A 14,298-nucleotide genomic window follows, 5' to 3' on the forward strand; every position below is an offset into this window, starting at 1 on the left:
CGATACCCCCGGGCTGCCTTCTGTCCACGGACATCAGGGCGGCGGGCATACGTGACCGGCGACCGCATCGGAGGACGGCATTTCCCCAGCCTCCTCCAAGCAACTGGCCGTCGTGCCCTCATCCACAGCGGGAGCCACCTTGTCCAGCCCTATGTGAGCGACGACGCCCACCGACCGGAAGAACTCCAGCCGTGACCAAAGACGTCATCGCCCTCACCCCCTCCATGCCCGACCCGACCACCCTCCTCGCGGGCCTGTACGCGGGCGGCCCCGACCTCACCGTCAACACGCTCGCGGAGGGCATGGTTCTCCAGCTCCGCACCCCCGAGGGGGCCCCGCTGCTTTCCGTCGAGGCGCCGCAGCTGGTCCACCACCCAGATGAAGTCCACCGTCTCCTCGGCCCCCAAGTCCCGCTTCCCGAGGGCCCGTTCTGGTGGACGGAGGTCCGTGCCACCGGCGCCCTCCCCGAAGCCGAGCGCCTCGCCGCCTCCTTCGCCGGACGCCTCACCAGCGTCCTGGGCGGGGCCGTCTGGCCCCCTGGCACTGCCCATACCGACGTCGTGGCGCTTCCTTCGCCCCTCACGCTCCGGCCGGTCCCCGACCATCAGCCGCCAGCGGTGGACATCCAAACCGATCGGGCGTCCGTCGTCGTCCAGGACCGCCCTGTCACCGCGCTGACCACCTGGCTCTCGAGCGCCCTCGCAGAGACCACCGCGCAGGGCCGGGCCCTGCAACTGGTCACCCCGCCTATGAGCCGGCTCACCCTCCCCGTCCGCGCCGCCCTGGCGTTCGGCCCGCATCGCTGGGTCGTCCAACACCCTGAGACCGGCTACTACGACGGACTGAGAGGCGCCCGGCTTCAGTGGAGCGATGGTGCCTTCACCGAGGAGCGCGGCCCAGACGGCGCATCGGTCGTCGCCGAGACCTTCACCGCTCCCGCCGACGCCGCCACCCCCGAGGGCGAGCGTCAGCTCGCCCTCTCCCTCCAGACCGTCCACCCCGCGACAGCCGACCTCGTCCTCGGCGGTGCACTCGAAGCCGCCTGGCAGCACCTCACCGGTGCCCGGCCCACCGGCTGGGGCACCGCCGAACCCGTCCACCTGCCCTGGTCCAAGCGCGAGTTGACCGACCTCGCCCGCACCCGCGCCCAGAAGGGCGCCCCCACGTTCTTCATCACCCTCGGTGCACGCGAGCAGCCGGCCATTGCCACCACGCGGGTTCTCCACACCCCCGCGGGCATCGAAGAACACACGACCCTCGTTCTCGGCTACCGCTCCGACGACACCGTGCCCCCGGACACCGCCCTTTCCGAACTGGCCCGACACCTCACCGCACGGCACAACCTGGCCACGCTGTTCGTCACCGTCCGCCCGGCACGCCGCGACCTCACGGCTGCGCCGCACGCGGAACACTCACCCGCGCCGGTTACGGCACCATCAGCTCCGGGCAGCGCCGGCGCTCTGGGTCATCGGTACCGGAGCAGATGACCTTGATCGTGGAGACAGACCACAAGGCGTCCATGCCCGCGTCGCCCGGTCTTCCTGACCCTGGCGGTAGGACTGCGGGTGACAGATGAGAGGGTCGGGCGGGTGAGCGAGACAGCGATGAACACCTTGCAATACCGCGTTGACGGGCCAGAAGACGCTCCTGTCCTGGTCATGGGTCCCTCACTGGGTACCACATGGCACATGTGGGACCGCCAGATACCCGAGCTGGCCGGGGCCTGGCGGGTGGTGCGGTTCGATCTGCCGGGGCACGGTGGGGCGCCCGCGCAGCCGGCCCACTCCGTCGCCGAGCTCGGCGACCGGCTGATCGCCACCCTCGACGGGCTCGGCGTCCAGCGGTTCGGGTACGCCGGCTGTTCCATCGGCGGGGCGATCGGTGCCGATCTGGCGCTGCGCCACCCGCACCGGGTCGCCTCGCTGGCGCTGGTCGCCGCCTCGCCCCGGTTCGGCACGGCCGACGAGTTCCGTCAGCGCGGGGTGATCGTCCGGGCCAACGGCATGGACCCGATGGCGCGCTCCGCGCCCGAGCGCTGGTTCACTCCCGCGTACGCCGCGGCGCAGCCCGCGATCGTCGAGTGGGCCGTGCAGATGGTCCGCACCACCGACCCTGCCTGCTACATAGCGGCCTGCGAGGCGCTCGCCGCCTTCGACATCCGGGCCGAGCTCGGCCGCATCACCGCCCCCACGCTCGCCCTGGTCGGCGCCGAGGACCGGGTGACCGGTCCCGGGGAGGCGCGCACCCTGGTCGCGGGGATACCCGGCGCCGGCCTCGCCGTGGTGCCCGGCGCCTCCCACCTGGCCCCGGTCGAGCAGCCGGCCGCCGTCACCGATCTCCTCGTACGCCATTTCTCGACGGCCTGGCAGGCCGCGCCCGAGGCGACGACGGGGCTCACCGCGATGCCCGTGCCGCCCGCCGCCCCCGTGCCCCTGGCGCCGCCCACGGCCCCGCTCGCGCCGGAGGCCGTGGCCGAGGAGGCCGCCCCCGTCGCCGTCGAGCCGTCCGCGGGCCCGGACCCGTACGAGCTCGGCATGAAGATCCGGCGCGAGGTGCTGGGCGATGCGCAGGTGGACGCGGAGACGGCCGCCACCGACGGCTTCGGCGGCGACTTCCAGGAACTCACCACCCGGCACGCCTGGGGCGAGGTGTGGTCGAGGGAGGGGCTCGACCGGCGGGCCCGGGCCGTGGTGGCGCTGACCGCGCTCGCCTCGGGCGGCCACCTCGACGACCTCGCGGCCCACACCCGGGCCGCGCTGCGCGCCGGACTCACCCCCGACGAGATCAAGGAAGTGCTGCTCCAGACCGGCGTGTACTGCGGGGTTCCCGCGGCGAGCGCCGCGTTCCGCGTCGCGGGCGCGGTCATCCGGGAGGAAACGACGTTCCGGGAATGACCTGATCGCGTGCCCGGGCGGGGCGTCGGGAGCAGGATGGGGGCATGAGCCTGAAACTGACCAAGAAGACCCATGCCTGCGTTCGGCTGGAGAAGGACGGGCGCACCCTCGTCATCGACCCGGGCACCTTCAGTGAGCAGGACGCGGCGCTCGGTGCGGACGCGATCCTGGTCACCCACGAGCACCTCGACCACTTCAACGAGGAGCGGCTGCGCAGCGGCCTCGAAGCCAACCCGGCCGCGGAGATCTGGACCCTGCGCAGCGTCGCGGAGAAGATCTCGGCGGCCTTCCCCGGCCGTGTCCACACGGTCGGGCACGGCGATGCCTTCAGCGCGGCCGGGTTCGAGGTGCAGGTGCACGGCGAGCTGCACGCGGTGATCCACCCCGACATCCCGCGCATCACCAACATCGGTTTCCTGGTGGACGGTTCGGTCTTCCACCCCGGGGACGCGCTCACCGTCCCCGACCACCCGGTGGACACCCTGATGCTGCCGGTGATGGCTCCCTGGAACAAGATCTCCGAGGTCATCGACTATGTGCGCGAGGTCAAGCCGCGCCGTGCCATCGACATCCACGACGCCCTGCTCACCGACCTCGCCCGGCCCATCTACGACGCGCAGATCGGGGGCCTGGGTGGCGCCGACCACGCCCGCCTGACGCCGGGGGACTCGACGGAACTGTGAGTGTCAGAGCCGGGCGGTAGGTTGGGAGCCATGCGCATCGCCACCTGGAACGTCAACTCGATCACCGCCCGGCTGCCCCGCCTGCTGGCCTGGCTGGAGAGCACCGGCACGGACGTGCTGTGCATCCAGGAGACCAAGACCACCGTCGAGGGATTCCCCGCCGCCGAGCTGCGCGAGCTCGGCTACGAGTCGGCCGTCAACGCCACCGGCCGGTGGAACGGGGTGGCCCTGGTCTCCCGGGTCGGCCTCGACGACATCGTGCTCGGCCTGCCCGACGGCCCCGACTACGAGGGCGCGCAGGAGCCGCGCGCCATCTCGGCGACCTGCGGCGGGGTCCGCCTCTGGTCGGTGTACGTGCCCAACGGCCGCGAGGTCGAGCACGACCACTACGCGTACAAGCTTCGCTGGTTCGAGGCCCTCAAGACCGCCGTCGCCGAGGACGCCGCGGGCCCCCGGCCCTTCGCGGTGCTGGGCGACTTCAACGTGGCCCCGACCGACGAGGACGTCTACGACCCGGCGGTCTTCGCGGGCCTCACTCATGTCACCCCCGCCGAGCGGGCCGCGCTCGCGGCCCTGCGCGAGGCGGGCCTGTCCGACGTGGTGCCGCGTCCGCTCAAGTACGACCGTCCCTACACGTACTGGGACTACCGCCAGCTGGCCTTCCCGAAGAACCGCGGCATGCGCATCGACCTGGTCTACGGGAACCAGCCGTTCGCCAAGGCGGTCAAGGACAGCTATGTCGACCGCGAGGAGCGCAAGGGCAAGGGTGCCTCCGACCACGCGCCGGTCGTGGTGGACCTGGAGGTGTGAGGGCCGGGCGCCGTTCCCGGCGTCGCGTCGGCACCCCGCGTGCCTGGTAGTGCAACCGAACCTCGAATGGGAGTCTGGATCGTATGAACTTCCTCCAGAGCTGGCGAAAGCGGCACACCACGGCGCCCGGGGTGGCGGTCCACGCGGCGGTCAGGGAGGACCCGGAGGGCGTCGCGGAGATGCTCGCGGAGTGCGAGCTGCTGCGGACCCGGGCCTGGCAGAACAAGCTCGAACTCGACGACACCCCGACGTCGTTGCAGGCGCTCGACCAGCTGCCCCCGCGCTGGCGCGAGGACCCGGAGGAGCTGCCCTGGCTGGGCAATGACGCCGGTCTGTACCTGGGCACCGTCATCGTGCGGACGATCCCCGGCGCGAGCTGGGACGTGTGGCCCAGCGGCCAGCCGGTGGTGCGGCTCGCCTCCGGCCGCGAGATCGACGTCGTGGACGCGGGCCTGACCTGGGCCGCGACCGGAGCCCCCGAGCTGTTCCAGGTGTACGCCGAGGCCTCGGAGGCCTGACGGGCGGCCCCGCCGCCCGGGGCGCCCACCTGACCGCCATGGTCAAAATACGGTTTATGCCCTATTCGTGCGTGTCGAGATGAAGTCCCCTACCCGGCTGGATAGTTTGCGCTGACCTCGACACAGCGATGAGTGGGCAGGACAGCGTATGGCCGTCGATCCGTTGATCGAGCTGCGTGACGTCAACAAGTACTACGGAAAGCTGCACGTCCTCCAGGACATCAACCTCACCGTCGGGCGCGGTGAGGTGGTGGTGGTCATCGGGCCGTCCGGCTCGGGCAAGTCGACGCTCTGCCGGACGATGAACCGGCTGGAGACGATCGAGTCGGGTTCCATCGCGATCGACGGCAGACCCCTCCCGGAGGAGGGCAAGGGCCTCGCTCAGCTCCGGGCCGAAGTGGGCATGGTCTTCCAGTCGTTCAACCTCTTCGCCCACAAGTCCGTCCTCGCCAATGTCTCGCTGGCCCAGAGCAAGGTCCGCGGCCGCAAGAAGGAGGACGCCGACCGGCGCTCGCGCGAACTGCTCGACCGGGTCGGCCTCGCCGCCCAGGCGGAGAAGCTCCCCGCCCAGCTCTCCGGCGGTCAGCAGCAGCGCGTGGCCATCGCCCGCGCCCTGGCCATGGACCCCAAGGTCATGCTCTTCGACGAGCCCACCTCGGCGCTCGACCCGGAGATGATCAACGAGGTGCTCGAGGTCATGCAGCAGCTCGCCCGGGACGGCATGACCATGGTCGTCGTCACCCACGAGATGGGCTTCGCCCGCTCCGCGGCCAACCGCGTCGTGTTCATGGCCGACGGACGCATCATCGAGGACCGCACCCCCGACGACTTCTTCACCAACCCGCAGAGCGACCGGGCCAAGGACTTCCTCTCCAAGATCCTCAAGCACTGAGCGGGGGTGTACGCAACGATGATGGCCAAACGACGCGCGCTGGCCGCCCTGCTGCTCACGCTGGCCGTGGCCGGCTGCGGCAGGTCGGGCAGCCCGCCGGTCAAGGGCCCCAAGGCCGAACTGCTGCCGCACTACACGGTGGCCAAGGAGATCAACCTGCCCGGGTCCCCGGTGTGGCGGCGGGCGAAGAGCCGCGGCCACCTGGTCGTCGGCGCCAAGGAGGACCAGCCCTACCTGGGCGAGAAGGACCCGGCCACCGGCGTCTACACCGGCTTCGACATCGAGATCGCCAAGATGATGTCCGCCTCCCTCGGCTTCGACCCCCAGACCATCGAGTTCAAGACGATCGCCTCGGCCAACCGCGAGACCGCGCTGCAGAACGGCCAGATCGACTACTACGTCGGCACGTACACCATCAACGACAAGCGCAAGAAGCTGGTCGGCTTCGCGGGCCCGTACTACCTGGCCGGGCAGGGACTGCTGGTCCGCAAGGACGAGAACGGCGTCGGCGCCCCGCAGGACTTCGACGGCAAGCGCGTCTGCTCGGCCGCGGGATCGACCCCGTACCAGCGGATGGAGAAGGACTACCCGAAGGTCGACATGGTCGCCTACGACACGTACTCCGTGTGCGTGGACAACCTGCTCACCTTCCAGGTCGCCGCCGTCACCACCGACGACACCATCCTGAGCGGCTACGCGGCCAAGGTGCCCGACGAACTCAAGGTCGTCGGCAAGCCGTTCTCGAAGGAGCCGTACGGCGTCGGCGTCCCCCGGAGCGACACCACGCTGCGGTTCGCGCTCGACGACGCCATCGAGACCCACGAGAAGAACGGCGACTGGAAGAAGGCCTACGCCGCGACGCTCGGCCTGTCCGGGCGCCCCGCGGCCCCCGCCCCGCCCATCGACCGCTACCCGGCGAGCTGAGGCCGCAATGGACGTACTCACCAAGAACTTCTCGCTGTACGGCAAGGGCTTCCTCGGCACCGTCGAACTGACCGTGTACGCCTCGGTCCTCGCGCTGGTGCTCGGCTTCGTCATGGCGTCCTGCCGGGTCTCGCCCGTCGGCTCGTTCCGGGTGCTCGGCACGGTGTGGGTGACCGTGCTGCGCAACACCCCGCTGACCCTGCTGTTCTTCGCCGTGCTGCTCGGGCTGCCGCGCTTCGGCCTGGTGCTGCCCTTCCAGCTGTTCGCCGTGATCGCGCTCGGCTGCTACACCTCCTCGTTCATCTGCGAGGCGCTGCGCTCCGGCATCAACACCGTGCCCAAGGGCCAGGGCGAGGCGGCCAGAAGCCTCGGGATGACGTTCGGCCAGACCCTGTCCACGGTGGTGCTCCCGCAGGCGTTCCGGTCGGTGATCCCGCCGGTCGGCTCCACGCTGATCGCACTCGCGAAGAACTCCGCCATCGCCGGGGCGTTCAGCGTCACCGAACTCCTCGGCACGTACAAGACGTTGAGCGAACTCGGCTACAACATCATCTGGACCTTCGTCTGGATCGCCATCGGCTACCTGATCATCACGCTCTTCATCAGCGCCGTCTTCAACCTTCTCGAAAAGCGCTGGGGAGTCGCCCGATGACCGCGCCACTGGCCAAGGACTCCACCGCTCTCTACGACTTCCCCGGGCCGCGCACCCAGCAGCGGCACCTGGTCTACGGCGTCATCTCGACGCTTCTGATCCTCGCCCTGGTCGGCTGGGTGGTGTATCTCCTGTTCGACACCGATCAGTTCACCGCCGCGAAGTGGATGCCCTTCGAGTACAAGGGCATCCAGGAGCTGCTGCTCCGGGGGCTCGGCAACACGCTGCGGGCCTTCGCGTTCGCCTCGGTGCTCTCGCTGGCGCTCGGCGCGGTGCTCGCCACCGGGCGGCTCTCCGACCACCGGCCGCTGCGCTGGATCGCCACGCTGCTCGTCGAGTTCTTCCGCGCGATGCCGGTCCTCGTGATGATCTTCTTCATCTTCGTGGCGCTGAAGGTGCAGCCGCTGCCCGCCCTGGTGGCCGGGCTCACGCTCTACAACGGCTCGGTGCTCGCCGAGGTCTTCAGAACCGGCGTCAACTCCGTGGAACGCGGCCAGAAGGAGGCGGCATTCTCGCTCGGCATGCGCAAGACGCAGGTCATGACGTTCGTGCTGGTCCCGCAGGGTGTCCGGGCGATGCTGCCGACCATCATCAGCCAGCTGGTGGTCGCCCTGAAGGACACCTCGCTCGGCTACCTGATCACCTATGAGGAGTTCCTGCACGCGGGGAAGCTCATCGCGTCGAATCTCGACTACGATTTGCCGTTCATCCCCGTGGTGATGGTGATCTCGCCGATCTACATCGGGATGTGCATGCTGCTCTCCTGGTTCGCCACCTGGATGGCCAGGAGACAGAAGCGCAATCCCAAGACGGAGGCCGTGGACGTCGCACCGGCCGAACCAGGGACCCTGCTGCCGAGGGGGGTCCCCCCTGGACCGTGAGTCCTTGGGGGAGCAGTAGCTGAGGGGCAGGAACCCACCCGGCAGCAGCCGGTGATCACTTCTCGCGGAGAGGGACCGTCAGCCACGACGGGTCCGACGCGGGCGAGGAGAAGGTCAGCTGCGCGCCGAGCGGGTTGTGCTCGATGTAGAGCGGGTCGACGGTGTCCACCACCAGTGCCAGATGATGGCCGGCCGGAACGTCGTACGACGTGGAGAAGAGCTCCAGGTCGACGGGGAACGGCCGGCCGGGCGTCTGTCCGTGGAAGGTGTAGGGGGCGTTGCTGACCAGCTTGCCGAGGCCGAGCGGGCCCACGTCGTAGAGGTATGCGACGAGGGTGCCGCTCTCCTTGGTTGAGGTGAGGGTGGTGTGCAGCTTCGCGGTACCGCGGATCGCGCGGTCCTCGCCGTACGTACCCGACTGCCACACCGCGGCGAAGGAGCGCGGCAGCAGCGGGATCGACGCCATGGGCGGCAGCTTCGCGAACTGGTCCAGGACGCTGGACAGGAAGATGACTCCGCCGTCCGCGCCCGAGTCGACGTTCGCCCAGATCTTCCTCGTGCCGGACAGCGGCAGGGTCTCCTTGGCCGCGCCGACCGCCTGCCAGGTGGGATAGCCCTCGTAGGAGCCGTCCGTCCGTGAGGTGAGCTGGACGGGCTGCTCCCGGTCGATGCCGTTGTCGGCGCCCTTGAGGTAGTGGTCGAACCAGCGGTGGGCGTCCGTCCACACGTCGTTGGGCAGGCCGAGCAGGCCGGTCGCCTCGGCCGTCGCGTGATCGCCCGGGCGGAGTTCGAGGCGCTTGGGGCCGGTCAGCCCGGTGAAGAAGTCGGCGTACTGGTTGGGCGGGAAGAGGCTGTCGCCCCAGGCGTTGCCGAGCATGACGGCGGCGCCGTTCTGGTTGATCCGGTCCAGATACGCCGCCGGGGAGCGCTTCCAACCCCAGTCGATCATGTCCTGTTCCTTGGCCAGGTCCGAGCCGAGGAACTCCTTGAGGATCCGGCTCAGTTCGGCGCTGGGGCGGCCGGTGATCTGCCCCGCGGCCCCGAGCACGGCCGCGGCCTGGAGGTGCTGGGTGCGGCCGCTGTAGATGGACCGGATGAGGTCGGCCCAGCCGCTCATCGCCACAACTGCCCTGATCCGCTTGTCGTGTCCGGCCGCGAGGAGGCTGATGCCCGCGCCGTACGAGACGCCGCCCATGCCGATCCTGGCCGGGTCGGCGGGTGTGTGGGCCAGCGCCCAGTCGATGACCGAGGAGACATCGGCGATGTCCGGCGGGCCCGCGACCTCGATCTCGCGGCCCGAGAGCCAGAAGCCCCGCGAGGTGTAACTGACCACGGTGTAGCCCGCGTCCGCGAGCTTCTGGGCCTGCACGAGGTACTCGATCTGCGGCATGCCCCAGCTGGTGGGGAAGACGATCAGCGGGTAGCGGTCGCCCGCCTTGGCTCCGGCGGGCGTGAACACATTGCCCTTGAGGGTGATCCCGCCGGAGCCCGGGATGTCGTGGAACGTCGGGCCGCTGCTCGACGAGGCGATGGCCGCGGCTCTCGCCGGGGCGGCCCCGGCCGCGGGCGCGAGGCCGAGGGCCGCGCCCGCGAACAGGGCCGCGGCCACAAGAGCCGCGGCCGTGGTCCTGGACGGCCGGCCGGACAGGTGGTGGGGGGTCATGCATCGCTCCTCGCTCGCCGGTGCAAAGTGACCCGACGGTAACCGCGAGGACTTACCCGGGGTAACTGGCCGGTAAGTTACGCGAGGGTAACGATTGTTGGACGCGGCGTCAGTTGGCGGTGACGCCGCCGCCCGCCAGCGCGCTCTTGGCCTTCCAGGCGTCGTACGTCAGATTCCACTCGCCGTAGCCGTTGTTGAGCGCCTGGGTGCCCTTGGCGTCGTCGCCGGTGATCTCGAACGGGTCGCCGACCTGCACCGAGTCGTACACGAACTTGGCGTCCGCGTCGCTCATGCCGATGCAGCCGGAGCTCTTGTTGGCCGAGCCGAAGTAGCCGGCGTTCCACGGCGCGGCGTGCGCGTACATCCCCGACCAGGTGAGCCGCATCGAGTAGTCGACCATCTTGTTGTAGGAGCTGCCGAGGCCGACGGTCTCCGAGTTCATGTTGATCGTCCCCTCCTTGGCCATCAGGACGGTCTTGCCGCGCCACGACGCCTTGTCGCCACCCGGGGTGCCCGCCGACATCGCGATGTCCTTCACCAACTGGCCGTCGCGGTAGAGCTTGAGGCGGTGGCCGTCGAGGTCGACCTTGACGAGTTGGTTCTTGCCGATGGTGAAGTTGGTCTTGTAGTCCTTCACGAACCAGCCGCCCGAGGCGCCCGAGTCCACCCCGTTGAGGTCGGCCTCCAGGGTCACCTGGGTGCCGGACTTCCAGTAGTCCTTGGGCCGCCAGTCCACCCGGGCGTTGCCCGAGTAGTCCTCCATCCACCCCCAGGACCCCTCGGTGTTGTTGGAGGTCGTCACCTTCAGGTGCTTCTCCACCTCGGCCTTGTTCTTCACCGGGTGGTCGAACACGATCGAGATCGGCTGGCCGACGCCGACGGTCGAGTCCTTGCCCGGCACCATGCTCACCTTGTTGACCTTCTCGGGCGCCGCCGTGGCGAAGTCGGCCTTCGCGCTGCCGCCCTTGTCGTCCTTGGCCTCGATCGCGTACGAGGTGCCGGGCGCGGCGACGCGGTCGGAGGTCCAGGTCCGGCCGTCGGCGGATATCTTTCCGTCGAGCCTGCCGCCGTCCTTGGCTGCGGTGACCGTGACGCTCTGGAGCTTGCCTTCGGCGAGCGTCACGGTCACGGGCCCGCCCGCCTTCGCCTGTTGTCCCGTCAGGTTCACCGATATCTCGGTCTTCTTGCCGGCCTTGAGGTCGGACTTCGCGCCGCCGGACGAGGAATCGCCGCCCCCGCAGGCGGTCAGAGCGGCGGCGAGGACTGCCGTGCCGGCGATCGCGGCGAGGCGGACCTGTCGGCGGGGCAGGGTGTGGCGGCGTATGCGGCTCAACTGGAAACCTCCGTAGCACATGCTTTTCCCTGGGTGAGAGTCACCAGCGGGACTTTAGGTTGCGAAAAGCGGCGGCAAACTCGGAATTCGCTGTGTGACAAAGACCGCAGAGGAACGGTCATCGTCCGGTCACATGCCTCGCGCGGACCGGTCATGGAGCGCTGTGAGCATCCTGTGCATCCCCGACGGGCCGACGGCGGGGCGCACTTGGGAGGCCACAGACGTGTCCGCACTGCTGGTGACCGGGGACCGCGACCAGGACGCCGGGGTCCGCGGCCTGAGCACCGCCGAGTACCGCGCCTTTCTCGCGGGCCGCGCCGACGTCAGCTTTCTGCAATGTCCGTCGTGGTCCGAGGTGAAGGACCAATGGGTCTCGGAAAGGGTCGGATGGTCCCTTGACAACGGTGAATTGGCCGGGGTCGCGCAGATCCTCTACCGCCAATTCCCTGGCACCCGGAAATACTTCGCCTATCTGCCGGAAGGCCCGGTGGCCGACTGGTCCGACCCCGAAATGGACCGCTGGCTGGATCCCCTGCTGCGCCATCTGCGCCGGGCCGGCGCCTTCGCCGTACGGATCGGGCCCGCCCCCGCCTACCGGCGCTGGGACGCCGCCCGCCTGAAGGCTGCCACCGGTCCGGGCCGCAGAATCGGCGACATCCTGGCCACCGAGGTCGACCCGCTCGGCTCCGCCGTCGCCGAACGCCTGCGCACCCGCGGCTGGAAGCGGTGCGGCGGGGACGACGACGGCGACGCCCAGCCGCGCCACGTCTTCCGGCTGCCGCTGGCCGGCCGCACCGACGCCGAGCTGTGGGCGGGCTTCAACCAGGAGTGGCGGCGCAACGTGCGCACCGCCCGCAAGGCGGGCGTGCGCATCGTGGTCGGCGGCGCCGCGGACCTCCCCGAGTTCTACCGGCTGCTCAGGATCACCGAGGAGCGCGACGGGTTCCGGCTCGGCCGCTCGCTCGCGTACTACGAGCGCCAGTACGCCGCGCTCAACGCCGAACAGCCCGGCCGGATGCGGCTCTGCCTCGCCGTCCACCAGGGCGAGGTGCTCGCCGCGCACACCATGATCACCGTCGGGCGGCGGGTCTGGTACCAGACCGGCGCCTCCGCCGACCACCGCCGCGAGGTCCGGCCCAGCAACGCGCTGCAGTGGCAGATGATCCAGGACGCCCGGGCGCTGGGCGCCGAGGTGTACGACATGCGCGGGGTACCCTCCACTCTCGATCCGCAGGACCGGCCCTTCGGCCTGCTGCGCTGGAAACTCGGCACGGGCGGCCAGGTCGTCGAGACGCTGGGGGAGTGGGAGACATCCATGGGCGGGACCACCAACAACGCGCTGTACCGCGCCTTCCAGGCGTACCTGGCGCGCCGGTGACCGCGACCGCCCCGCGGACCGTGGACAAGGGGTCCGGCCTGCTGCGCAGCAGCGCGCTGATGGCGGCGGGCTCGATCGTCTCGCGCGCCACCGGCTTCGTGCGCTCCGCCGTCATCGCGGCCGCGCTCGGCGTCGGGCTGCTCGGTGACGGCTACGCCGTCGCCAACAACGTCCCCAACATCCTCTACATGCTGCTCATCGGCGGCACCCTCAACGCGGTCTTCGTGCCCGAGCTGGTGCGCGCCGCCAAGGAGCACGCCGACGGCGGCGCGGCCTACACCGACCGGCTCATGACCGCCTGCGCCACCGCGCTGGTGGCCGTCACCGCGCTCGCGGTGTTCGCCGCGCCCTGGATCGTCGGCGCGTACACCGACTACAGCGGCGCCCAGGCCGACCTGACCATCGCCCTCGCCCGCTACTGCCTGCCGCAGATCCTCTTCTACGGGCTGTTCACGCTGTTCGGCCAAGTCCTCAACGCGCGCGGCCGGTTCGGGGCCATGATGTGGACCCCCGTGCTCAACAACCTCGTCGTCATCGGGGTGTTCGGGCTCTACCTCGCGCTGGCCGCGAGCGGCGGCGGCACGCTCGGCGCGGGCGATGCCCGGCTGCTCGGCTGGGGCACGACCGCGGGCATCGCCGTGCAGGCCCTCGCCCTGGTCCCGTCGCTGCGCTCGGCCGGATTCCGCTGGCGGCCCCGGTTCGACTGGCGCGGCAGCGGACTCGGCCGCCCGCTCAGGTCGGCGGGCTGGGCGGTGCTGCTCGTCGTCTCCAACCAGCTCGCCTACTGGGTGGTCACCCGGCTCTCCACCACCGCCGGGGCCCGGGCCGCGGCCGAGGGCGTCGGCGGGGGAGCGGGATACACGGCGTACACCAACGCGTACGTGCTGTGGATGGTGCCGCACGGCATCGTCACCGTCTCCCTGGTCACCGCCCTGATGCCGCGGATGAGCCGGGCCTCGGCCGACGGCGACCTCGCGGGGGTGCGCGCGGACCTCTCGTACGGGCTGCGGACCTGCGCGGCGGTGATCGTCCCCGCCGCCTGCGCGCTGTTCGCGCTCGCGCCCTGGATCCTCGGCTCGGTCTACGAGTACGGCAGGACGGGCGCGGGCGACATCACGGTGATGGCGGGCATGCTCATGGCGTTCGCGCCGGGCCTGATCGCGCTCTCCGGACAGTACGTCCTGTCCCGCGGCTTCTACGCGCTCGGCGACACCCGCACCCCGTTCCTGCTCAACCTCGTCATCGCCGGGGCGAACGCGGGCCTCACCGTGGTCGCTTACCTGGTGCTGCCCGCGCGCTGGGCGGTGACCGGGATCGCCGGGGCCTACACCGTGGCGCTCTTCGCCGGTCTCGCCGTCACCGCGTACACCCTCAACCGCAGGCTCGGCGGCGGCCCGCTGTTCCGCTCGCGCGCGCTGCGCGCGCAGCTGCGGCTGCTCCTGGGCTGCCTGCCCGCGGCGGCGCTCGGCTTCGCGGCGGCCCGCGCGGCCGACCCGCTCGGCAGCGTCGCGGCGGCCGGCGCCGGAGCCGTCACGCTCGTCGTGGCCCTCGCCCTGCTCGCCCGGCCGCTCGGCCTCGACGACATCAACACCGTGCTCGGCAAGGTGCGCCGCGGCGGCCGCCACCGAGCCCGGTGACGGGACAAAAGAGACGGTTGGGATACTGACGCC

13 protein-coding genes are annotated in these 14,298 nt (G+C 70.5%); 11 read left to right on the top strand and 2 right to left on the bottom strand.

Annotated elements, in window-relative coordinates:
- Positions 1-191: 191 nt before the first annotated feature.
- The 9 genes from DT019_RS09060 to DT019_RS09100 all read left to right on the top strand — a co-directional run bounded on the left by DT019_RS09060 (position 192) and on the right by DT019_RS09100 (position 8,254).
- On the top strand, positions 192-1,487 hold the full coding sequence (locus DT019_RS09060; RefSeq protein ID WP_114036190.1) for a DUF6177 family protein: 1,296 nt from the start codon (positions 192-194) through the stop codon (positions 1,485-1,487).
- 102 nt (positions 1,488-1,589) lie between these two features.
- On the top strand, positions 1,590-2,894 hold the full coding sequence (locus DT019_RS09065) for an alpha/beta fold hydrolase (RefSeq protein WP_189389351.1): 1,305 nt from the start codon (positions 1,590-1,592) through the stop codon (positions 2,892-2,894).
- 44 nt (positions 2,895-2,938) lie between these two features.
- Positions 2,939-3,577, top strand: a complete 639-nt coding sequence (locus DT019_RS09070) for an MBL fold metallo-hydrolase (protein ID WP_114036192.1) — start codon at positions 2,939-2,941, stop codon at positions 3,575-3,577.
- Positions 3,578-3,607: 30 nt separating this feature from the next.
- Positions 3,608-4,387 (top strand): exodeoxyribonuclease III, encoded by a 780-nt coding sequence (locus tag DT019_RS09075; RefSeq protein WP_114036193.1) that lies wholly within the window; start codon positions 3,608-3,610, stop codon positions 4,385-4,387.
- 83 nt (positions 4,388-4,470) lie between these two features.
- Positions 4,471-4,905: a DUF6278 family protein gene (locus tag DT019_RS09080; RefSeq protein ID WP_114036194.1), complete on the top strand. Its 435-nt coding sequence runs from the start codon at positions 4,471-4,473 to the stop codon at positions 4,903-4,905.
- A gap of 148 nt (positions 4,906-5,053) precedes the next feature.
- Positions 5,054-5,797: an amino acid ABC transporter ATP-binding protein gene (locus DT019_RS09085; RefSeq protein WP_114036195.1), complete on the top strand. Its 744-nt coding sequence runs from the start codon at positions 5,054-5,056 to the stop codon at positions 5,795-5,797.
- A gap of 18 nt (positions 5,798-5,815) precedes the next feature.
- Positions 5,816-6,721 (top strand): glutamate ABC transporter substrate-binding protein, encoded by a 906-nt coding sequence (locus DT019_RS09090; protein ID WP_114036522.1) that lies wholly within the window; start codon positions 5,816-5,818, stop codon positions 6,719-6,721.
- A gap of 7 nt (positions 6,722-6,728) precedes the next feature.
- On the top strand, positions 6,729-7,373 hold the full coding sequence (locus DT019_RS09095; RefSeq protein ID WP_114036196.1) for an amino acid ABC transporter permease: 645 nt from the start codon (positions 6,729-6,731) through the stop codon (positions 7,371-7,373).
- Positions 7,370-8,254, top strand: a complete 885-nt coding sequence (locus DT019_RS09100) for an amino acid ABC transporter permease (protein WP_114036197.1) — start codon at positions 7,370-7,372, stop codon at positions 8,252-8,254. The genes DT019_RS09095 and DT019_RS09100 overlap by 4 nt, the downstream gene beginning before the upstream one ends.
- Before the next feature lie 55 nt (positions 8,255-8,309).
- Here the strand turns inward: DT019_RS09100 and DT019_RS09105 are convergent, their stop codons facing one another.
- The gene (locus tag DT019_RS09105) at positions 8,310-9,917 is read right to left on the bottom strand and encodes an alpha/beta fold hydrolase (RefSeq protein WP_114036198.1); all 1,608 of its coding nucleotides are present in this window, start codon (positions 9,915-9,917) and stop codon (positions 8,310-8,312) included.
- Positions 9,918-10,026: 109 nt separating this feature from the next.
- Positions 10,027-11,271 (bottom strand): Ig-like domain-containing protein, encoded by a 1,245-nt coding sequence (locus tag DT019_RS09110; protein WP_114036199.1) that lies wholly within the window; start codon positions 11,269-11,271, stop codon positions 10,027-10,029.
- 202 nt (positions 11,272-11,473) lie between these two features.
- On the opposite strand from DT019_RS09110, the gene DT019_RS09115 reads away from it, so the two are divergent.
- Together DT019_RS09115 and murJ are read left to right on the top strand one after the other, a co-directional pair.
- Entirely contained in the window at positions 11,474-12,628 is a 1,155-nt protein-coding gene (locus tag DT019_RS09115) for a lipid II:glycine glycyltransferase FemX (protein WP_114036523.1), read from the top strand.
- The gene (gene murJ, locus DT019_RS09120) at positions 12,625-14,265 is read left to right on the top strand and encodes a murein biosynthesis integral membrane protein MurJ (RefSeq protein WP_223279365.1); all 1,641 of its coding nucleotides are present in this window, start codon (positions 12,625-12,627) and stop codon (positions 14,263-14,265) included. The genes DT019_RS09115 and murJ overlap by 4 nt, the downstream gene beginning before the upstream one ends.
- Positions 14,266-14,298: the final 33 nt, after the last annotated feature.

Source organism: Streptomyces sp. SDr-06, assembly GCF_003324565.1.
Taxonomy (GTDB): Bacteria; Actinomycetota; Actinomycetes; order Streptomycetales; family Streptomycetaceae; genus Streptomyces.

Excerpts from the sequence above, each read along its gene's own strand:
- DT019_RS09075 (WP_114036193.1), top strand. The coding sequence starts at position 3,608 with ATGCGCATCGCCACCTGGAACGTCAACTCGATCACCGCCCGGCTGCCC.
- DT019_RS09085 (WP_114036195.1), top strand. The coding sequence starts at position 5,054 with ATGGCCGTCGATCCGTTGATCGAGCTGCGTGACGTCAACAAGTACTAC.
- DT019_RS09095 (WP_114036196.1), top strand. The coding sequence starts at position 6,729 with ATGGACGTACTCACCAAGAACTTCTCGCTGTACGGCAAGGGCTTCCTC.
- DT019_RS09105 (WP_114036198.1), bottom strand. The coding sequence starts at position 9,917 with ATGACCCCCCACCACCTGTCCGGCCGGCCGTCCAGGACCACGGCCGCG.
- DT019_RS09110 (WP_114036199.1), bottom strand. The coding sequence starts at position 11,271 with ATGTGCTACGGAGGTTTCCAGTTGAGCCGCATACGCCGCCACACCCTG.
- DT019_RS09080 (WP_114036194.1), top strand. The coding sequence starts at position 4,471 with ATGAACTTCCTCCAGAGCTGGCGAAAGCGGCACACCACGGCGCCCGGG.
- DT019_RS09100 (WP_114036197.1), top strand. The coding sequence starts at position 7,370 with ATGACCGCGCCACTGGCCAAGGACTCCACCGCTCTCTACGACTTCCCC.
- DT019_RS09090 (WP_114036522.1), top strand. The coding sequence starts at position 5,816 with ATGATGGCCAAACGACGCGCGCTGGCCGCCCTGCTGCTCACGCTGGCC.
- DT019_RS09070 (WP_114036192.1), top strand. The coding sequence starts at position 2,939 with ATGAGCCTGAAACTGACCAAGAAGACCCATGCCTGCGTTCGGCTGGAG.